General features: G+C 58.2%; 19 protein-coding genes. 12 read left to right on the top strand and 7 right to left on the bottom strand.

The annotated features are described in order from the left end of the window. The first annotated feature begins 82 nt into the window (after nucleotides 1–82). The 4 genes from B150_RS0118510 to B150_RS0118495 all read left to right on the top strand — a co-directional run bounded on the left by B150_RS0118510 (nucleotide 83) and on the right by B150_RS0118495 (nucleotide 6,392). Entirely contained in the window at nucleotides 83–784 is a 702-nt protein-coding gene (locus B150_RS0118510; protein ID WP_020401449.1) for a SapC family protein, read from the top strand. An 18-nt stretch (nucleotides 785–802) separates the two neighbouring features. Further along, nucleotides 803–2,377 (top strand): tryptophan halogenase family protein, encoded by a 1,575-nt coding sequence (locus B150_RS0118505; RefSeq protein ID WP_020401448.1) that lies wholly within the window; start codon nucleotides 803–805, stop codon nucleotides 2,375–2,377. A 7-nt stretch (nucleotides 2,378–2,384) separates the two neighbouring features. Beyond that, on the top strand, nucleotides 2,385–3,899 hold the full coding sequence (locus B150_RS0118500) for a tryptophan halogenase family protein (RefSeq protein WP_020401447.1): 1,515 nt from the start codon (nucleotides 2,385–2,387) through the stop codon (nucleotides 3,897–3,899). Between the two features lie 180 nt (nucleotides 3,900–4,079). Next, entirely contained in the window at nucleotides 4,080–6,392 is a 2,313-nt protein-coding gene (locus B150_RS0118495) for a beta-N-acetylhexosaminidase (RefSeq protein ID WP_020401446.1), read from the top strand. 55 nt (nucleotides 6,393–6,447) lie between these two features. Here B150_RS0118495 and B150_RS0118490 read toward each other — a convergent pair whose 3' ends face one another. Together B150_RS0118490 and B150_RS0118485 are read right to left on the bottom strand one after the other, a co-directional pair. Then, nucleotides 6,448–6,930 (bottom strand): VOC family protein, encoded by a 483-nt coding sequence (locus B150_RS0118490; RefSeq protein WP_020401445.1) that lies wholly within the window; start codon nucleotides 6,928–6,930, stop codon nucleotides 6,448–6,450. A 3-nt stretch (nucleotides 6,931–6,933) separates the two neighbouring features. Beyond that, nucleotides 6,934–7,287, bottom strand: a complete 354-nt coding sequence (locus tag B150_RS0118485; protein ID WP_020401444.1) for a DUF1428 domain-containing protein — start codon at nucleotides 7,285–7,287, stop codon at nucleotides 6,934–6,936. Nucleotides 7,288–7,436: 149 nt separating this feature from the next. On the opposite strand from B150_RS0118485, the gene B150_RS0118480 reads away from it, so the two are divergent. Beyond that, entirely contained in the window at nucleotides 7,437–7,769 is a 333-nt protein-coding gene (locus tag B150_RS0118480) for a zinc ribbon domain-containing protein YjdM (protein WP_020401443.1), read from the top strand. Between the two features lie 62 nt (nucleotides 7,770–7,831). Here the strand turns inward: B150_RS0118480 and B150_RS0118475 are convergent, their stop codons facing one another. Genes B150_RS0118475 through B150_RS0118460 form a run of 4 tightly spaced genes read right to left on the bottom strand, consistent with a single transcriptional unit; the run spans nucleotide 7,832 to nucleotide 12,120 of the window. Next, nucleotides 7,832–9,142, bottom strand: coding sequence for a sugar MFS transporter (locus B150_RS0118475; RefSeq protein ID WP_025896667.1), 1,311 nt, complete (start codon nucleotides 9,140–9,142; stop codon nucleotides 7,832–7,834). 31 nt (nucleotides 9,143–9,173) lie between these two features. Beyond that, a complete protein-coding gene (gene nagA / locus B150_RS0118470; RefSeq protein WP_020401441.1) occupies nucleotides 9,174–10,322 on the bottom strand; it encodes an N-acetylglucosamine-6-phosphate deacetylase in 1,149 nt (382 codons plus the stop codon). Further along, complete coding sequence (locus tag B150_RS0118465; RefSeq protein ID WP_020401440.1) at nucleotides 10,322–11,371, bottom strand: SIS domain-containing protein; 1,050 nt, start codon at nucleotides 11,369–11,371, stop codon at nucleotides 10,322–10,324. The genes nagA and B150_RS0118465 overlap by 1 nt, the downstream gene beginning before the upstream one ends. 14 nt (nucleotides 11,372–11,385) lie before the next feature. Further along, entirely contained in the window at nucleotides 11,386–12,120 is a 735-nt protein-coding gene (locus tag B150_RS0118460; protein ID WP_020401439.1) for a GntR family transcriptional regulator, read from the bottom strand. Between the two features lie 209 nt (nucleotides 12,121–12,329). Between B150_RS0118460 and zwf the strand changes: the two genes are divergently transcribed. The 4 genes from zwf to B150_RS0118440 are packed head-to-tail and all read left to right on the top strand — an operon-like array spanning nucleotide 12,330 to nucleotide 16,993. Then, nucleotides 12,330–13,811 carry a glucose-6-phosphate dehydrogenase gene (zwf, locus tag B150_RS0118455; protein ID WP_025896668.1) on the top strand — a complete coding sequence of 494 codons (1,482 nt, stop codon included), beginning with the start codon at nucleotides 12,330–12,332 and terminating at the stop codon, nucleotides 13,809–13,811. Next, nucleotides 13,808–14,506: a 6-phosphogluconolactonase gene (pgl, locus tag B150_RS0118450; protein ID WP_020401437.1), complete on the top strand. Its 699-nt coding sequence runs from the start codon at nucleotides 13,808–13,810 to the stop codon at nucleotides 14,504–14,506. The genes zwf and pgl overlap by 4 nt, the downstream gene beginning before the upstream one ends. A 38-nt stretch (nucleotides 14,507–14,544) precedes the next feature. Beyond that, nucleotides 14,545–16,344, top strand: a complete 1,800-nt coding sequence (edd, locus tag B150_RS0118445) for a phosphogluconate dehydratase (protein WP_020401436.1) — start codon at nucleotides 14,545–14,547, stop codon at nucleotides 16,342–16,344. A 22-nt stretch (nucleotides 16,345–16,366) separates the two neighbouring features. Then, the gene (locus B150_RS0118440; protein WP_020401435.1) at nucleotides 16,367–16,993 is read left to right on the top strand and encodes a bifunctional 4-hydroxy-2-oxoglutarate aldolase/2-dehydro-3-deoxy-phosphogluconate aldolase; all 627 of its coding nucleotides are present in this window, start codon (nucleotides 16,367–16,369) and stop codon (nucleotides 16,991–16,993) included. A 48-nt stretch (nucleotides 16,994–17,041) separates the two neighbouring features. Here B150_RS0118440 and B150_RS0118435 read toward each other — a convergent pair whose 3' ends face one another. After that, nucleotides 17,042–17,851 (bottom strand): trypsin-like serine protease, encoded by an 810-nt coding sequence (locus B150_RS0118435; protein WP_020401434.1) that lies wholly within the window; start codon nucleotides 17,849–17,851, stop codon nucleotides 17,042–17,044. Nucleotides 17,852–18,036: 185 nt separating this feature from the next. On the opposite strand from B150_RS0118435, the gene B150_RS0118430 reads away from it, so the two are divergent. From B150_RS0118430 to B150_RS0118420, 3 genes are all read left to right on the top strand, one after another. After that, entirely contained in the window at nucleotides 18,037–18,450 is a 414-nt protein-coding gene (locus tag B150_RS0118430) for an MAPEG family protein (RefSeq protein WP_020401433.1), read from the top strand. A gap of 91 nt (nucleotides 18,451–18,541) precedes the next feature. Next, nucleotides 18,542–19,072, top strand: a complete 531-nt coding sequence (locus tag B150_RS0118425) for a hypothetical protein (RefSeq protein WP_020401432.1) — start codon at nucleotides 18,542–18,544, stop codon at nucleotides 19,070–19,072. After that, nucleotides 19,072–20,556, top strand: a complete 1,485-nt coding sequence (locus tag B150_RS0118420; protein ID WP_020401431.1) for a sodium:solute symporter family transporter — start codon at nucleotides 19,072–19,074, stop codon at nucleotides 20,554–20,556. The genes B150_RS0118425 and B150_RS0118420 overlap by 1 nt, the downstream gene beginning before the upstream one ends. The last annotated feature ends 33 nt before the right edge of the window (nucleotides 20,557–20,589 follow it).

The following is a 20,589-nucleotide window of genomic DNA, read 5'->3' as shown; positions in this document are numbered from 1 at the left end:
GAGTAAGTCTCCCCTTTTTCCCAATACGCGCTATAACGTTGGCTGATCGATTTTTACTCTAATGTATGGGAGCACTCCTGCGATGCGTATTATGCCGTTGCATCCTGATCAGCACAGCAAGCTCAAGGTCCGCGAAGGGGGCGAATTTGCCCTGCTCGACAAGGAACATATTGTTCCGCTCGTTGTTCATGAATTTATTCCGGCAGCCACGGACATGCCGATTGTTTTTGTAAAAAATTCCGACACTGGTGAATTTCAGGCCGTTGCCATGCTTGGCGTAAAGCCGGGCGAAAACCTCTATATCGAGGACGGCAAATGGCTGGGCATGTATGTGCCGGGTCTTCTCACTCAAGCGCCATTCCGCCTTGTGCCAAACGCGCACAATCAGGAACAACTGATGCTCGCCATCAATGAGGAAAGCCCGCTCGTCTCCGAGGACGAAGGTGAAGCGCTTTTCAACGAGAAGGGTGAGCTCACAGAGTTCCTCGAGCGCCGCAAAAGAGGCATCGAAGCCTATTTTGAACATACCCAGATCACGCAAGCCTTCGTGAAGCTTCTCGCGGAGCTCGACCTTCTGGCTGAGCGCTCACTCAACATCGATATGGACGATCAGAAGATCAACCTGACGGGTATCTATTTCATCGACGAGAAAAAACTCGGCGAGCTGTCGGACGAGAAATTCCTCGACCTCAAGAAACGTGGTTTCCTGCCGGTAATCTATGCACACCTGATGTCGCTCAATCAGATGCGCCGTCTCGGTCGCTACCGGTCAAGCCGCGCGTAGGACACAGCAAGGGGCGAGATGGCGACACAGAATAAAGCTGTAAGGCATGTGCTGGTTGTGGGCGGTGGAACCGCCGGCTGGCTCACCGCATGCCATCTCGCACGGTCCCTGAATAGCAAAAGCGAAAGCGGTGTCAGGGTCACGCTTGTTGAAAGCGCAAACATCCCGACCATCGGCGTGGGTGAGGGCACCGTGCCTGCCATCCGCGCATCGCTTGAGCACCTTGGCATCCGCGAAACGGACTTTGTTCGCGCGTGTGATGTCACCTTCAAGCAGAGCATCAAGTTTGCCGACTGGCTGCATGCGCCTGCATCCGGTGCTGGGCATGCCTACCATCATGTTTTTGACTATCCGGACCGCAGCATGGTCGACCCCACGCCTTATTGGCTGATGGGGCATGCGGGTAATGCCTCTTTTGCGGATGCGGTTTCTGTGCAGGAACGTTTGTGCGAAGGCAACTTTGGCCCAAAGCTGATGACGCACGCGGAGTATGATGGCGCGGTCAATTACGCCTATCATCTGGACGCTGCCAAATTCGCTGCTTTCCTGACCAAACATGCCACTGAAAATCTCGGTGTCGCGCACATTCTGGCTAATGTTACGGATGTGGAACTATCTGAGGGCGGTGATATCAATGCTGTCGTGACGGACGGTGCGGGCACGCTTGAAGCCGATATGTTTGTCGATTGTACCGGTTTTGCCGCGCTGCTGATTGAGAAGAAACTCGGTGTCGGTTTTATCCCCAAGGATGATGTGCTGTTTGTTGATTACGCACTCGCGGCACAGGTGCCTTATATGGCTGAGGACGAAGTCATCCCCTGCCATACTATTGCGACCGCGCAGGAAGCCGGATGGATTTGGGATATAGGCCTCTCCGCACGCCGCGGTACCGGGTATGTATACAGTAGCAAATACACGGATCATGATAGGGCGGAAGAGGTGCTGCGCACCTACCTGCGCAAAAGCGTGGGCGATTTGGCTGACAAGGTGGACTGCCGCCGCATTCCGATGCGTATCGGTTACCGCGAACAATACTGGGTGAAAAATTGTGTGGCGATTGGCCTGTCCCAGGGCTTTGTCGAGCCACTTGAGGCGACTGGTATCCTGATCTATGACGCCACCGCGCGCATGTTGGCGGAACAGTTCCCCCCTCACCGCGCGGCGATGGATACACTGGCACCCCGTTTCAACGCGCGCGTCCGCAATGCATGGGACCGGGTGATCGATTTCATCAAGTTGCATTATTGCCTGTCGAAGCGGGATGACAGCCAGTTCTGGCGCGACAACCGTGATGAGGCGAGCATTCCAGCCAGCCTCCTCGAGAATCTCGCCGTTTGGCGGGATCAGGTGCCGAGCACGTATGACTTCTCGTCAAAACTCGATGTCTTTAACCTCGATAACTATCTCTATGTGCTCTACGGCATGGGCTTTGGGACTGCGGTGGAGCCACTTCAAGGCCGTTATGCCGATGCAGATACCGCGAAGCAGTTTTTCAAAGAAATGCGCGGCTATGCCGAACATCTCTCAAGCGAACTGTTGCCGCACCGCGAGCTGATCGCACGTATCAAACAATATGGCCTGCAGCGGGTGTGAGGGTGTGATGAACGAACACAAGACGAAATCGCTGGTGATTGTGGGTGGGGGCTCCGCGGGCTGGATGACGGCCGCTTACCTCAACCGCCTGTTTAACCGCGAGCAGAAGAATTTTGACATCACGGTGATCGAAAGCCCGGACATCGGCATCATTGGTGTGGGCGAGGCCACGGTGCACAGTGTACGTTTCTTCTTCGCCGCGATGGGGCTTGATGAAGAAGAGCTGCTGCGTGAGACTAATGGCACGCTCAAAACCGGCATTCTGTTCCGCAACTGGATGAAGCCGCGCGGCGGCAAAATGCATGAATATTTCCACCCGTTCGAGCAACAGAAGCTTGGGCGCGGTATCGATATTTCAAGTGCCTGGATGGTGGCCGGGCGCGATGCCACTGAGCGCTATGACGAAGGCGTAAGCCTGAGCGCGGCGCTTATCAGCAAAGGCCATGGCCCCAAAGGCCCCAATTCGCCCGCGTACCAAGGCGTGGTGCCTTACGGCTACCATATCGATGCGACGTTGCTCGCGCGTTTCCTCCGCCGCAAGGCGGTCGAGGCCGGGGTTACCCACGTGGAAGCGACGATCACAGACGCTGAGGTCGAGGACGAAAACATCAAGGCCGTAATGGCGGGCGATCGGCGTTTTGAGGGTGACGTTTTTATCGACTGCACTGGTTTCCGTGGGCTGCTCATAGACAAGCTGAAGGCGGGTAACTGGAACTCTTTTACTGACGCACTGCCGTGCAACAAGGCAGTGGCGATCCAGCGGGAGTTGATGGAAGGCGAGGCACCGAAACCCTATACGACGGCAACTGCGCTCACGAATGGTTGGGCATGGCAGATCGACCTGACGAACCGGCAGGGTACGGGTTATGTCTATGACGGAAACCGCCTCTCGAATGATGAGGCGGAGGCGGAACTGAGGGCTTTCCTCGGGCCACAGTCGAATGTGCTCAAATGCACGCACCTCAACATGAAGGTGGGCTGCCGGGAAGAATTCTGGATTGGCAACTGCATTGCCACGGGCCTTGCGGGCGGCTTCATCGAGCCGCTGGAATCGACCGGGCTTCACCTTATCAACCTGGCCGCTGGCCTGATGGGCACACACTTGCTCGCGGACACGCCGTCGCAGGCAAGCCGTGATAGTTTCAACCGCCTGATGCGTGGGTTCTATCAGGACCTCAAGCAGTTCATCGTGCTGCACTATTGCCTGACCGACCGGGACGACAGCGACTTCTGGCGTGCTGCCCCCGCAACGGTAAGGGAGACACCGTGGCTTGAAGCGCAGCTTGACGTGTGGCGGCACAAGATTTGTGAGTTCCATGACCTCGCAGGCAGTTTTTCGACCACCTTCTCGGATGAGAACTACCGCTACATCCTCTACGGCATGCAGCATTACCCGAAACTGCAGTTTGGCCTCGCGGATGCGGCAGAGGCTGGCCTTTTTGGGGCGATAAAAAATATGGGTGAACAGGCGCTCGCGGCTACCATGCCGCATGATGCCTACCTGAAGCGCCTGAAGAATTAGCGCGTTTTGCGGCGCTTATGAAGTTGGTCGCGGGTCCCGGGTATGACCTCCCTGAGGGACCTGTTTCCAGCCAATCAGTCGAATTCGGCTGATTATTGGGGAACTGGGCGGTGCAGGACACTGCATCGCCCATTTTTTTGACCGATAGAATTTTGTTTGGCAGTTGCCGGGGGAAGAAAGATGAAGACAAAGCTTTTGGGTATGGTTGCAGCAGTGGTGGGTGCGGGGCTGCTACTCACCTCGTGCGGCGAGAAACAGGAAGCAGCGCTCGAGGCACCTGCGCCCGCCATCATCCCGGCTCCTGCCAAGCTTTCAACAACCGCAGGTGCGTTTGTGCTGCCAACAAGTGCGACTATCGCTGTGCCTGCAGGAGACGAGCGTATAGCGCTTACGGCGCAGTATCTGGCTGAAAAGCTGGCGCTTACGACGAATGTCAAAGCCTCGGTGTCGACAGATGGTGCTGCCGCTGTTCGCTTTGTGGCTGCGGGTGATGAGCTGCCGAGCGAAGGCTATACCCTCACAGTAGATGAAACGGGCGTAACGATTGCCGCCTCAAGCGACGCGGGCTTCTTCTATGGTGCGATGTCGCTTTGGCAGTTGGCGCGTGAGGCGGAAGGCCAGGTCCTGTTGCCCTATGTCAACATTGACGACAGTCCGCGCCTTGAATGGCGTGGTGCTATGCTCGACGTCAGCCGCCATTTCCGCACCGTCGACTTTGTCAAAAACTTCATCGACTGGCTCGCGGTTCACAAGATGAATGTGTTCCACTGGCACCTGACGGATGATCAGGGCTGGCGTATTGAAATCAAAAAATACCCGCGTCTGACGGAAGTTGGCGCATGGCGTGTGCCGGCAGGTGATGCACCGCGTGCGGACATTGACCCCGCCACCGGTGAACCGCGCCTTTATGGCGGCTTCTACACACAGGAAGAAGTGAAGGAAGTGGTGGCCTACGCCGCGGAGCGTTTCATCACCGTCGTGCCGGAAATTGACCTGCCCGGCCATGCCTCTGCCGCGGTTGTCGCCTACCCTGAGTTCGGCACGGAGCCGGTTGAGGCCGTCTCCTCCGACTGGGGTATCTACTACAGCACCTTCAACCTCGAGGATGAGACCATCACTTTCCTTGAGGATGTGATGGACGAAGTACTCGCGCTTTTCCCGGGCAAGTTTGTGCACATTGGCGGTGACGAGGTCGCGACCAAGCAGTGGGAAAATTCCGCGCGCATCAAGGAACGCATGGAAGAACTGGGCATTGAGGATGTGCATGAAATCCAGGCCTATTTCACCCGCCATTTCGCGAATTATCTGGCGGAGCGCGGCCGCAGGCTGATCGGCTGGGATGAAATTCTTGAAGGCGGCTCGATCGCTGATAGCGCCATTATGTCATGGCGTGGCATCAAGGGCGGGATTGAGGCCGCGAAAGCAGGCCGTCAGGTGGTGATGGCCCCAAGCCCGATTTATTATACCGACTACCGCCAAAGCTACCTGCCCGACGAGCCGCCGGGGCGTGACCATGTGCAGACGCTTCAGGACGTCTATGACTTTGACCCGTTCGAGGGGCTGTCTGAAGATGAGAAAAAAGCGGTGCTTGGCGCACAGTTCACGGTATTTACCGAACATATGCGCACCGAGAAGCGGGTGGAGAAAATGGCGTTCCCGCGCGGTCTGGCGCTCGCGGAGCGCACATGGTCACCTGAAGGCGCCAAACCGTTTGACGATTTTGCCCGCCGCCTGATGCCGCATATGGCACGGCTGGAGGCGCTTGGGCTTCACGCGTCTGACAGCGCTTTTGCTGTGCGCTTTGATGTGCAATCGGCAGAAGGCGGCAAACACACCGTCACGCTGGATACCCAGTCAGGGCAGGGTGCCATTCGCTACACTTTGGATGGCCGCGCGCCGACGGCGGATAGCCTGATTTATGACACGCCGCTCACGCTTGGGGACGATGCTGTGGTGCGCGCGGCAGCATTCTATGAAGGCAATGCCCTATCTCACGCACGCGAGCAAAAGCTCGATTGGGCCAGTCGCGTGTTCCGGCACGAGGATGAGCTCACACTTTGCAGTGCCAAGCTAGCGATCAAACTGGATGATGACTGGCCGCGCGAAGGTGAGCGCGCCAACTTCCTCGTTGATATCGTCAAACCCTGCTGGGTTTATGAAGCACCTGCGATGGATGGCGTAACGGGTATCAAGATAAGCGTCGGCAATCTGCCCTATAACTTCCAGATCGGGGATTTGATTGAACAGGTGGAGCTGAAAGAGTCGCAGTCTGAGGTGGGTGAAATTGTTGTCTACAAGGACAGCTGCGACACAGGCGCTGAACTCGCGCGCTTGCCGCTCGCCGAGGCTGCAAAAAGCTTTGGGGTCACCACCCTTGAAGCACCGCTGCCAGCTGAGGCGGCTGATGCCCAGTCGCTCTGTTTCCATGTGGCCGCACACCACTATGAACCCCTCTGGGCGCTTGATTGGGTGACGCTTACCCGCAGTGAATAAAGCAAAAGAAAAGGGTGGCGGTTGCCACCCTTTTTTACTTTGCGCGTGTTTGGGCTCAGGCGGCTTCCATGGCGGCGATGTTCAGCTTCTTGGAGCTCATCACCACCTGCATCACGCGGCTTGAGCGTGCCGGGTCACCACCAATGAGTTCGGCAATGTTGGCAGGCACAACCTGCCACGACAGGCCAAACTTGTCCTTGAGCCAGCCACACTCAACCTCATGGCCGCCATCAGCCGTCAGCGCATCCCAGAAATAGTCGATCTCTTCTTGAGTGTCGCACATGATGCACATGGAAATGGCTTCGCTGAATTTGAAATGTGGTCCGCCATTGAGGCCCATGAATTTCTGACCGCCGAGCTCGAAAATGACGGTCATGACCTTGCCGGGCTCGCTGCCATGTTTGTCCTGCCCTTCGCTCGGGTAGTGGGAGATGTTGGTGATCTTCGAATCCGCGAAGATCGAGGTGTAGAACTTCGCTGCTTCCTCTGCGTTACCGTCGAACCACAGGCACGGCATGATGGGTGCTTTGAGCTTCATGCGCTATTCCTCCAGCATGGCTACAAAGCCGCCAAAGATCATGCGCTGGCCGTCAAACGGCATATTGGACATGTCCATATCCATGCGCGGGTCTTCCATCGCAGCCTTCATGCCGCTGTCGCGGACTTCCTTGGAGGGCCAGGTAATCCAGGAAAAAACCACGGTTTCATCGTCGGTCTTTTTCACTGCCATCGGGAAGGATGTAACCTTGCCGTCCGGCACATCGTCGCCCCAGCATTCAACAACCGTCAGCGCACCATGGTCCTTGAACACCACCGCCGCAGTTTTGGCGAGCGCCAGATAGTCCGCCTTTTTGGCGGTCGGCACCGGGATGAGGTACCCATCAACATATGTCATTTTTCAACTCCCTGTCGTTTATATGTTGATATCAACCTATATTAAAACCACTCTCGCGTCAATAAGCAGGCCGACCTGCGGCAAACTTAACAATTGTACCAGTTTTCTCAGGTGCTTATAGAAGGGGATGCTTTTAGAAAGGACTTGTCATGAGTGAATTGCCGCCCTGCCCAAAATGTACCTCGCCTTATACCTATGAGGACGGGCCAATGCTGGTGTGCCCCGAGTGTGCGCACGAATGGGCAGCGGGAAGCGAAGTTGAGACCGCCAAGGTCATCACCGACGCGGTCGGTAATGCGCTCGCGGACGGCGACACGGTGACGGTGATCAAGGACCTCAAGGTCAAGGGCTCCTCGAACGTCGTGAAAGTGGGCACGAAGGTGAAAAACATCCGCCTTGTGGACGGCGACCATGATATCGACTGCAAGATCGACGGTTTCGGTCAGATGGGCCTGAAGTCCGAGTTCGTGAAGAAGGTATAACTGCCCGATCGAGCTAAAAGGAAAGGCCGCAAAACTCGCGGCCTTTTGTGTTTTTTTGGGGCTTATTTCCAGGCCCTGAGGGTGTGGCCCTTCACCGCATAGAACCAGATGTAGAGGTAACACGGCAGGCAGAGCCAATAGGCGGGCTGCATGTCGCCAAGGCTTGCTGCGAGGCCGCCCAGCACCGGCGGCAGGATGGCGCCACCTGCGATACCCATGATCAGGAGTGCGGAGCCTTGCGGTGTGAACTTGCCAAGGCCATCAAGCGCCAGCGGCCACAGCGCGGGCCACACCAGCGCGTGCGCGAGGCCCATCAGCGCCACGAACATCACAGCGTTTGGCACAGTTGCAATGCCAGCCCAGCCAATCAGGATTTCCGACAGCCCATGGCTTTCGGTGGAGCCGAAAACCACGCCCAGCACACAGAGCGTGCCAGCAACTGCTGAGCCCAGCAGAGCCTGTTTCTGGCTGATCAGTTTCGGGATACAGGTCACGCCAATGATATAGCCAATGGTCATGCACACCATGGTGTAACTGGTGAGGGTGGCAAACTGGGTGACACCCAGTTTCTTGCCAAAGAGGCCAATGCTGTCACCGGCAATCACCTCAACACCCACATAAGCGAAAATGCCAATGGCACCCAGCACCACTTGCGGGAACTGCAGGATGCCCTGTTTCTCGCCAGCGGGAGCCTGCGGGTCCTCTTCCGCCTCAATGTGCGGCAGCGGGGAAAACTTGACCAGTGCAATTAGTGCAGCCAGCGCGCCTGCCATATAGAGATAAGGCATGATGAGCTTTTCAGAGAGCGCCTGCAGCTCTGCCGCCGTGAGTGCTTCAAGGGCCGCCGGCGATGTGTCGCCGAGATCCGAGAAGATGAGGGCGGCGAACACCATTGGCACAATCACCCCGGCACCCTTGTTGATCAGGCCCATGATGCTGATGCGTGTGGCCGCACTTTCCTTGGGGCCTAGTAGCACCACATAGGGGTTCGACGCCGTCTGCAAAATCGTGAGGCCGGTGCCAAGCACAAACAGGCCCACGAGGAACATCGGATAGCTCGCCATGAGCGCCGCCGGGATGAATAGGAGCGCCCCCACCACCATGATGGCAAGGCCAAGCGCCATACCGTTTCGGTAACCTGTTTTTGCAAGCACCAGCGACATCGGGAACGCCATGATGAAATAGGCGAAATAGAAGGCGGTGGTGACAAAAAATGCCTGAAACTCATTCAGGTGGCAGATGATCTGCAGGAACGGGATCAGCGCGCCGTTCAGCCAGGTCACGAAGCCGAAAATAAAAAACAACAGGCCGATGATCGCCATCGGCAGGACTGTGCCAGCCCGTTTCTCCCCCATGGGTAATGTCGCGTCCATCACGCTTTTCTCCTTGTCCCCAATTCCCATTTTACTTCTCGGCCCCAAACGGGGTCCCCCCGATCCAGACCTGCTGGACGGTAATATCGTCATCAAGCGCCACCAGGTCAGCGCGTTGCCCTGCGCGGATGTGGCCCACTTCACGGTCGATTTTCAGGAAGGCGGCTGGGCTTGCGCTGGCCATCTTCGCGGCAGCCTCAACCGGCAGGCCTAGCATGCGGTGTGTGTTCCGGACCGCCGACGCCATATCGAGGTCCGAGCCTGCGAGCGTTCCGTCAGGCGCGGTGCAGCGCCCGCCGGTGACTGTGACGGCACGGCCCTGCAGGGTGAAATTCTTGTCCTTTGCGCCCACACTTGGCATCGCGTCGGTCACCAGCATTAGGTGGTCTGTGCCCTTGGCGTGAAGCGCCACATTCAGCGCTGCCTTATGCACATGGAAACCGTCAACAATGATGCCCGCGAATGCTGTGCGGCTCTCAAGCGCCGCGCCCACCACGCCGGGTGCGCGGCTTTCAAGGCCGGTCATGGCGTTATAAAGGTGGGTGAAACCGCGCACGCCAGCCTGCAGTGCGGCACTCGTTTCCTCATAGGTTGCGCCTGTGTGGCCCGCGGACAGGATGACACCTGCGTCCGTCAATCGCTTGATCATCTCTGGCGTGGTTTTCTCGGGCGCGATGGTCACATGGGTAATGCCGCGCTTGAGTGAGGTCAGCAGCTTGAAGGCGTCCTCGTCGATTGCACGAAACTTGCCCGCATCATGCACACCTTTTTTCACCGCGTTCAGGAACGGTCCTTCGATGTGGATGCCCAGGATGCCGGGCACGCCCTCTTCAATCGCTTGTTCGACAGCCCGCATGGCCTTGTCGACAACCGCAAGGTCGTCGCTGATGAGCGTGGGCAAAAGCCCCGTGGTGCCAAACTTGCGGTGCGCGGCGGCAATTTTCTTGATGCCGTCCACGGTGGGTTCATCGTTGAACAGCACGCCGCCGCCACCGTTCACCTGCACGTCTATAAAGCCGGGCATGAGGATCTTGCCGCCAAGCGAGACACGCTCGATGCCATCCGGCAGTTCCGCGGTTTTTCTCAGTTCCGTGATCACGCCGCCGTCGATGATCAGCGAGATCAGATCAGTCCAGCGTGAACCAAGGAACAGGCGGCAGTCGGTCAGTGCAAATGGCATCAGACCGTCTCCGTCACTTTATTGAGGTGCGGTGGCTCATCAGGGTTGTAGCCGCGCGCGACCGACAGTGCGTTCGCCATCTTGTAGAAACTCTGGATGAACAGCACGGGTTCGATCACTGCGTCTGCGTCCTCCACTGTTGGCAGGGTGGTGGTGCCGTCAGCGCTAAATCCTGCTGTCATCACCTTGGCGCCGCGTGCGGCGAAGTCTGCCACGATGTCCTCAACGCCTTTGCGGGTTTCATCGTTCTGGCTGAACACCAGTACGGGAAAGCCTGCATTCACGATGGCCATGGGGCCGTGCTTCACTTCCGCCGCCGAATAGGCTTCGGCGTGCAGGCCGCATGTTTCCTTGAACTTCAGTGCAGCTTCAAGCGCGACGCCAAACCCTGCACCCCGGCCCACGACAAAGAAGTTGCGCGCGTCATGGAGGGTATCAAGCGCAGCCGACCAGTCCTTGTCCCACGCCTGTTTCAGCTTTGCGGGCAGGGTGGTGATGGTTGCCTTAAGGTGTGCATCATCCGCCCAGTGTGCAACAAGCTGCAGCACCGCACTCAGTGACGCGATATAGCTTTTGGTTGCGGCCACGCTCTTCTCTGGCCCGGCATAAAGCGGGATGACTGTGTCCGCCAGTTCCGCGAGCGGGGAGGCCGTCACATTCACAAGCGCAACCACATAAGCGCCGCTTGCCTTGGCGGCTTCCGCCGTGCGCACAAGGTCGGGGCTTTTGCCGGACTGGGAAATGGCGATGAACACAGCACCGCCGAGCATCTGCTTTGCGGCATATACTGAGCTTACAGAAGGTGCGGCACTAGAAACGAGCAGGCCAAGTTGGGTCTCAATCACATATTTGGCGAACATGGCGGCATGGTCCGAGCTGCCGCGCGCACAGGTTACAACCGCGCGGGGTTTCATCGCCCGCAGCTTTTCACCAAGCGCTACCATGGTGGCCTCATTCTCAGCCAGTTGGCGGGCAACCACATGGCTGGCCTCCTGCGCTTCGCGGTACATCAGCGTGGCATCGGGCTTGATACTCGGATTAGCATTCATCGTCTTGTCTCTCATCATGCATGCAGTTCGGCGACAAAGTCGTAAGCGTCGCCGCGGTAATAGGATTGTGTCACCTCAACCGTGGTGCCGTTCGCGAGGAACCCGCGCCGCTCGATGAACAGGCCCGGGTCGCCGTCCTTGACCCCAAGGCGTTTCGCCTGTTTGGGTGTGAAGGTGACGGCGCGCAGGCGTTGCAGCGCGCGCACCGGGCGGTGGCCGGATGCTTCCAGTGCGGTGTAAAGTGAGGTTTTGACTGCGTCCAAGCCCGGCAGCGCGAAGGCCGGGATGATTGCGGTCTCGATCGCCATCGGTGTGTCGTCGGCGTAGCGGATGCGGGTGAAGCGGTAGACCTTGGTGCCGGGGCCGAGGCCGAGGTTGAGGCTCTCCTCCGGCGTGATCACGCCTTCCGTGCGTGTGACCCATTCACTGCGCGCTTTCCAGCCGCGGCCTGCCATGTCTTCCGAGAAGGAGGAGAGGCGCGAGAAGGGTTTTTCCACGCGGCCGGATATAAAGGTGCCAGCACCCTGCTTGCGGTCCAAAAGGCCGTTCTCGACAAGGCCGTCCAGCGCTTTCCTTACCGTAATGCGCGACACATTCATCTGCGCGGCGATGTCCCGCTCCGGCGGCAGGGCGTCGCCTTTAGGGAGCGCGCCGCGTTCGATGGCGCGTTCAATCGCCCGCGCCAGCTGCTGGTATTTCGGCAGCGGACTGGCGTCATCAAGGTTTCCGATGAGGTTCACTAGGCTCATGGCTGTGCTTCTTGTGTCGTTGAATTAAGACATCTGTAGCACATATATAATACCAATTAAATACCAAAGTGGAAAATTGGGCACTCGTCAGCGTGGATAAATTAATTTATCATAGGTTTTGCAAGGCTTTGCGCCATGCATGCCATTGTGAAATTGACAGCGGTGTCAGTTAGGCGTAGTTTCCGGCGCGAGTAATTTTTGGGAAGATTATGATGGTTGATGTTTTCGATTTGGTCATCTTCGGTGGCACCGGCGACCTGTCGCGGAAGAAGCTTCTGCCTGCGCTTTACGCCGGTTTTGTCGCGGGTCGCGTGGCCGCGGACAGTCGTATAGTGCTTACCTCGCGCTCCGGCCTCAAGGGCAAGGTCTATGACTGGCTCAAGGGCGTGTTTGACGAATCACAGCCTGCCTGCGCGGTGGAGAAAGACCAACTAGAGACCTTTGCCTCCATGGTACAGGTTCTGGAGCTCGGCCTCACTGAAGGCGGTGACGACTGGGCGGCCCTCAAAGCGGCGCTTGATTGCGACGATGATCGCCCGCTTGTGCATTTCCTCGCCATCCCGCCCGGGCTGTTCACCAGCACGTGTGAGCTTCTGGGCGAATACGGCCTCAACTGTGACCGCGCGCGTGTAGTTCTGGAAAAACCGCTTGGGAATGATCTTGCATCGGCGCAGGCGATCAACGCAGATGTCGGCAAGACCTTCCGTGAGGACCAGACTTTCCGGATCGACCACTATCTGGGCAAGGAAGCGGTGCAGAATCTGCTCGCACTGCGTTTCTCCAATATCCTCTTTGAAGAACTCTGGAGCGGCCGCACCATTGACCATATCCAGATTACCATCGCAGAAAACCAGGGCGTTCAGGGCCGCGCCGGTTTCTATGAAGGCACCGGTGCCATGCGCGACATGGTGCAGAACCACCTGTTGCAGCTTCTCTGTCTCGTGGCGATGGAACCACCCGCCCGTATGGACGCGGATAGCATCCGCGACGAGAAACTGAAGGTTCTGAAGTCGCTCAAGCCCATGACCAGCGCGGAGATTGAGCGCAACGTTGTGCGCGGCCAGTATCTGGCCGGTGCCATGAACGGTCAGGCTGTGGGAAGCTACGCCGAGGACCTCGAACTTGAGCATGCCTCCCACACCGAAACCTTTGTGGCGCTCAAGGCCAATATCCAGAACTGGCGCTGGGCCGGTGTGCCATTTTATCTGCGCACGGGTAAACGCCTGCCGGACCGCTTTGCCGAGATTGTGATCCAGTTCAAATCGGTACCGCACTCGCCGCACCCGGGTTGGGGCGACCGTATCAACCCGAACCGTTTCATCATCCGCCTGCAGCCGGAAGATCACCTCGCACTGCGCATGATGGTGAAGAACCACGGCGCCAAGGCGGAAACGCTCAAGGAAGTCGAGATGAACCTCGATATCAATGGCAACGACGGGATGCGCCTCGGGCCATATCTGCGTCTCATCCTTGATGCGGCGCGTGGCGACCAGAGCCTCTTTGTGCACCGTGACGAGGTGGAGCATGCCTGGCGCTGGGTCGACAGTATTATCGAGCATTGGGAAAAATCCGAAGAACCGCCGGAGAGCTATCAGTCTGGCACCTGGGGCCCTTATGAGGCGCATGACCTCATGACCCGCGATGGCCGTGAATGGTTCCATGAAACAAGTGGCCGGAAGGTAGCGCGGTGATCAGTTGGCGCAAGTTCGATAGCCGCGCGCAGATGGTTGACGCGCTTGAGGAGGATACGACCGAAGCGCTGAGCCGTGCGCTCCGGAAGCATGGCCGTGCTTCGTGGGCAGTCTCTGGTGGCTCGACCCCCAAGCCGCTTTTTGAAGCCATGGCTGAGGTTGATATCGCCTGGGAAGACGTGCAGGTTGCCCTTGTTGACGAACGCTGGGTAGACATAGGCCACCCGCGCAGCAATGAGGCTTTCATGCGCGGCGCACTTGAAACCGGCAAGGCCGCAGAGGCGCACTTCGTTGGCATGAAAACGCCGCACGACAGCCCGTGGGACGGTGCGGCGGAAGTGAACAAGCGCTATTCAAGCCTTGCTCAACCTTTCGCCAGCGTGCTTCTGGGCATGGGGCCGGACGCGCACACCGCGTCCTTCTTCCCGGAGGCCGAAGGCCTTGAGGCAGCGCTTGATATGGGGAATGAATCTCTCTGTGTTGCGCTCACGGCCAAAAAGAGCGCGGTGACCGGGGACGAGGTCGACCGCATGAGCCTGAGTGCCTCCGCCATCGCATCGTCGCCGCACGTCGCGCTGATGATCACGGGTGAGGAGAAGCTGGCCGTGCTTGAGAACGCCTTAGAAAAAGATACCCATCTGCCTGTTGCGCGCCTCGCCAAAGTGGCAGACATCATCGTATATTGGGCGCCCTGATTGGGTGGCCCCCGCTGTCAGTATGACAGGAGCATAAAATGACGCATCCGAAGCTAGTTGAGATTACCGAGCGTGTACGCGCCCGGTCAGAAAAAAGCCGCGCGGCCTATATGGCGCGTATTGAGGCCATGCGGGCTGCAGGGCCTGCGCGCCCGCACCTGTCGTGTGGCAACCTTGCCCACGCCATTGCGGCCTGTTCCGAGGCCGAGAAAGCCAAGCTCCTTAAGGACGGCATGGTCAATATCGGCATCGTGAGCGCCTATAACGACATGCTGTCAGCGCACCAGCCCTACCATGCGAAGCTGGATGAAGTGAAAGAGGCGGTCATTCAGGCAGGCGGCGTGGCCCAGATGGCAGGCGGGGTGCCTGCCATGTGTGACGGTGTGACCCAGGGCCAGCCGGGCATGGAAATGTCCCTCTTCAGCCGTGAAGTGATCGCGATGGCGACAGGCATTGCCATGAGCCATAACGTGTTTGATGGCGGCCTCTTGTTCGGTATCTGCGACAAGATCGTGCCGGGCCTTTTAATTGGCGCCATCGCCTTCGGTCACCTGCCGTTTGTGTTTGTGCCCGCGGGGCCAATGCCGACCGGGATTTCGAACTCCGAGAAAGCCAAAGTGCGCCAGCAGTATGCCGCGGGCGAAGTAGGCCGCGATGCGCTACTTCAAAGCGAAAGCCGCGCTTATCACAGCCCGGGCACCTGCACTTTCTACGGCACCGCCAACTCGAACCAGATGATGCTTGAGATGATGGGCCTGCAACTGCCCGGCTCCAGCTTCTTCGCGCCAAATGATCCGGTGCGCGCGGCCCTTGATACGGCCGCGGCAGACCGGGTGGTCAAACTTTCGGAAGCGAAATCCGGTATCGGTCTTGCCGAGATGGTGACCGTGGAATCGGTCATCAACGGTGCCATCGGGTTGCTCGCGACCGGGGGTTCGACGAACCATACCCTGCACATTGTTGCCATCGCGGCGGCGGCCGGTATTGAGCTGACGTGGCAGGACTTTGCCGACCTCTCTGCGATCATTCCGCTGCTCGCGCGTGTGTATCCAAACGGCACGGCAGATGTGAACGCCTTCCACGAAGCGGGCGGCACGCCCTTTGTCATCAAGGAACTTTTGTCCGCTGGCCTGCTGCATGACGACGTGGAAACCATCATGGGCCATGGCCTCAAGGCCTTTGGCGAAATGCCAGCCCTTGCGGACGGCAAGCTGACATGGCGCCTGTCGCCGGACGAGCCAACTGATGAGATGATCCTGAGGAAAGTGGGCAACCCGTTCCAGTCCAACGGCGGCCTTGCCGTTTTCCACGGCCAGCTTGGCGAAGCGGTGATGAAAATCTCTGCCGTGAAGCCGGAGCACCGCTATGTGGAAGCGCCCGCCATCGTGTTTGAGGATCAGGACGATCTGTTGAAGGCCTATAAGGCGGGCGAGCTTGAAAAAGATTTCATCGCTGTTATCCGTTTCCAGGGGCCAAAAGCGAACGGGATGCCCGAGTTGCACAAGCTGACGCCAAGCCTTGGTGTGCTGCAGGACAAGGGCTTCAAGGTTGCGCTGGTGACCGATGGCCGCATGTCGGGCGCGAGCGGCAAAGTGCCGTCCGTCATTCACGTAACGCCGGAAGCCGCAAACGGTGGCCCCATTGCTCGCGTGCAGAACGGCGACCTGATCCGCATCGACGCCGACAATGGCGAGCTGACGCTTCTTGTCGATGAAAAAGAATTCGCTGGCCGGACTGCATCGACCGGCCCTAATAATCCTGAAACATTTGGCCGTAATCTGTTTGCTGGTATGCGTGCGCTTGTGGGCGATGCCGCAAAAGGCGCTTCGGTCTTTTGACCACCGGGAATGAGGGATAAAAATGTCTGACGTACTTGCAGTTCTGAAAAAATCGCCGGTTATCCCGGTGCTGGCGTTCAAAAGCGCGCAGGAAGCGGTGGATGTGTGCCGCGTGCTGTTTGACGAGGGCTTGAGCGTGCTTGAAATCACGCTTCGGCACGAAAGCGCGCTCGCGGCCATCAACGCGGTAAAGGAAGACCTTCCGGCTGACGCTTGCGTTGGTGCGGGCACGGTCGTCACGCCGGCGCTGGCAGAAGCTGCGATTGAAGCGGGTGCCGAGTTTGGCGTGAGCCCCGGCCTGACGCCGGAACTGGCCGCGGCGGTCAAAAAGCTGAACTGGCCGTTCCTGCCCGGTATCGCCACGCTGTCGGAGGCCATGCAAGCCCGCGAATGGGGCTTCACCGAGCTTAAGTTCTTCCCGGCCAATATCTCGGGCGGCACTGGTTTCCTGAAGGCGGTGGGCAGCGTGCTGCCGGACCTCACCTTCTGCCCGACGGGCGGCATTTCGGTTGATACCGCGCCGGATTACCGTGCGCTGCCGAATGTGGCGACTGTCGGTGGTTCATGGATCACCCCGCGCGGCCGTGACGGCAGCATTGACCTTGGCCTCGTGCGGGAACTCGCGCGCACTGCCGTCGAGGGCCACTAGACCAACTCCAAAATCGCGAGGCAGGGCGGTTTTCCCTGCTTCCTGCGGCTATTCCTCCTGAATGGTCGCGTCAATCCAGTCCTTGTAGGCTGAAAGGCGCACCTGAACCGCCGTGCGACCATAAAGGCCGCCTTTGAAGTCTGCGAGCAAGCCTTCGTACACCTGCCAGCTTGAAAGCCCAAGCGCATATGGTTTGCCGTCTTTCACAATCACTGACGGCCCGCCGCTATCGCCCGAGCCGAACATGCCTTCAAGTTCAAGGGCATCGCTGTTCTCGCCCGGCGCATCAAAATCGAAGCGCAGCCACCGTTCGTCCGCGTCCTCAATAACATTCTGGAAATAGCCAAGCATGCGGTCCTGTTTGGTGGGCAGGTCCTCGCCGGTCAGGCCGTTGCCTTTGGCCCCGCGCCCATAAATCGTCACTGTCTGGCCGACCTCATTGGTGCCCGAGTATACCGATATTGGCTCGCGGTCTGTGACATCAGTGGCGAGCTTGATCAGGACAATGTCATCCCGGTTTGCGAGAAATGTCATCAACGGGGCCGCGTCACCGTCGCTGAGGTCAGGCATGTCGGTCCGCCAACCGGGATGGAAGACCAGCTTTTCCATCTGGTAGGGCTGGCCGCCGATCTCAATTGTTTTGCCGACATAGTCATAGAAAATGGTGTGTGCGACCGTCGCTACCCAGTTAGGCGCAACCAGGATACCACTACCTTCATGCGGCATGTCGATGAGATAGGAAGGCGCGGCCGAGGGCTGATACGCTGCTGCGGGTTTGTCATGGCGCCGCACCTCTGCATGCGCCGGTATCGCATGGATCAGTATCAGTGCTCCCACCAATGCGGTAATAACTTTCATGACGTTTCCTCGCGTGTGACAGTTGCAGCTTTTTGAGTGTCGTTGGCGCACGCTAAAGCGCATCCCCTCACTTGGCAATAACAAGGGCAAGCGTGCGACAGCATTGCATCCGGCAGACATCTCCGAGATTGCAATTTGGCCCTGCGCGCTGTTTGATAAGTGACATGCCGGCAAAGGGGGCAGTCATGAGCGTTATTCCAATCACAATTCTATATGCAGGGCTCTATGGCCTGTTGATGGTGTTCCTGTCACTCAAGGTTTCCTTCATGCGAGCGCGGCGTGATGTGGAATTTGGTGATGGTGGCAATGCTGATCTTCAAACCAGTATTCGAGTATTTGGCAACTTCACCGAATACGTGCCGCTGATGCTGGTGCTCTTTCTCCTGCTTGAGCTTGCGCACACGCGGGAGATACTGCTGCATGCCATTGGAATGTCCCTTTTGCTCATGCGAATCCTTCATGCGGTCAGCCTGAAAGTGGGTGCCTCAGGTGTGCCGTGGCGGCGCATGGGGCGTTTTATCTCGGCGCTTGGCACGCTGCTCATCCTGACGGGCATGAGCCTTCTGCTGGTCAAACCCTATGTTACCAGCATTTTTTGAACGTTCGTTGAATTTTTTGACGTAAGGCCCTTGACCACACGCGTTCAAGCCTTCTAGGCTCGCCCTCTAATCGGGGCAGGGGAGGCCATCCGTGAAAATTATCCACGTCGCATTTGCGTGTTTACTGGCGATTGCCGGCATCACCGTCTTTATTCTGTTGAGCGAACCGCCTGCGGGTGTGACAGGCATCGCGCACGAAACAGCCGCGGGCATGAAGCTGGGCGGTGACGGTGCTGCAAGGCTGGAGCCTATCGGCCGTGCGCCATTTTATTTCCAGATTGGTGTCATCTGTTTCGCGGCCAGCCTGCTGTACATGGGTGTGGCCGAGCGGCGGCGCGATACTGCGCTCAAGCTCTCCGTGCTTGTGATGACCGGCATCGCGCTTTTTGTCTGGTACATGCTTTATAGCGGCTATGAAGCCTATCTCGCGACCGGCGAGACTGATGTGGTTTTCGGCTTCCCTGTGCCCACCAATTGGATGTTCTGGGGCATCTGGGGCAGCTTTGCGGTCTTTGACCTGTTCTACGTGGTGATGTTCCGGCGTTATTTCCTCCCCTATGAGGATGAGGAAGCGTTCGCAAGCCTTGTTGCGGAACTGAAGGCTGAAGAGGAGCGCGCATAATGGAAGAATACCGTCAGGGCGTTATCCTTACCTGTGTTGCGCTATACATGGTTATGTGTATTGGCGTCGGCCTGTGGGCCATGCGGCGCACCAAATCCGCGGGTGACTTCTTCGTCGCCGGGCGCGGGCTTGGGCCGATTGTGGTCAGCCTCGCTGTTTTCTCCTCCACACTGTCGGGCTTCGGTTTCGTGGGTGGGCCGGGCCTTGTGTACGCTACCGGCCTCAGCTCCATCTGGATGGCGGTGTGTTCCGCGCTTGGCTACGCCACTGGCTTTTACCTTGTTTCCAAACGCATCCGCATGATCGCGGAAGTACGCGATACCATGTCGCTCCCCGATGTGGTTTATGCGCGCTATGGCAGCAACGCCGCGCGGCTCTTGACCGCAGGCACAATCCTTATGGGTGTGCTCGGTTATCTCGCCACCCAAATCCTCGCGATGGCACTGGTGCTGCAATCCATCCTTTCGGCGTCTGCCATGTTCGCGGATATCAGCCTGCTTGCCTGCGTGGTGCTCTCCTCCGCGGTGTTGATTTTCTACTGTGTGACGGGCGGCATTATCGCGTCTGTCTACACAGACCTTGTGCAGGGTATTGTCATGATCATCTCAGGCGCGCTTGTGGTGATTACGGCGGCCAGTGTATTTGATGGCGGCTTTGCTGAGGTCAGCAACATCCTGTTGCAGAACGATGGTGAGGACATCATGCCGTTCGGCACGCTTGGCACCATGGCGTCCTTGAGCTGGTTTTTCCTCTTTGGCCTTGGTCTCGCGGGCCAGCCCCATGTGGCGACCAAGATGATGATGAACCGCAAGCTTTCTGACAACCGCATCATCATGCCCATGACTGTGCTGGGTTATGTGGTGGCGGCGATGCTGTGGATTTCGGTTGGCGTTGTGATGCGCGCACTTGTGCTGGGTGACGTGGCTTTGCCGCTCGGCGCGCCGGACGAGGCCGCGCCTGTGTTCCTCTCCACCTACGCGCATCCGCTCCTCGCCGGTATCGTGTTTGCCGGGCTTTTTGCAGCCATCATGTCCACGGCGGATGGCTTCCTCAATATCGGTGCGGCTGCCATCATCCACGATATCCCCAAGGCGATCCGTGGCCGTTCGCTCGAGCGGGAGCTTTTCTGGGCGCGCACTGCGACCGTTGGGCTCTCGGTGCTGTCGGCCTTTATCGCGCTTGGCAGTGACAAGCTGGTGGGGCTATTGGGTGCGTTTGGCTGGGGCATGTTTGCCGCCGCCCTGGTGCCGGTGGTGCTTATTGGGCTTAACTGGAAGCAGGCCAGCGCGCGGGCAGCGATTGTCGCAATCACCGCCAGCCTGATCGTCAATCTCTATATGCAGCTTGCGGGAGTGAGTGTACCTTACGGCATCTCTGGCGGGTTCCTCGCCATGCTTACGTCGCTCCTCCTGTTCATTGGCCTGTCGCTTGCTGAAAAACCGAAGCCGCTGCCCAAAGATATTGATCGGATCATGGATCTCTAGCGTAAAGGTCCTAGACCTTTGTGCTGAGGAGCG

Source organism: Kordiimonas gwangyangensis DSM 19435 = JCM 12864 (assembly GCF_000375545.1).
Taxonomy (GTDB): Bacteria; Pseudomonadota; Alphaproteobacteria; order Sphingomonadales; family Kordiimonadaceae; genus Kordiimonas; species Kordiimonas gwangyangensis.
This window is presented reverse-complemented; position numbering and strand designations above follow the sequence as displayed.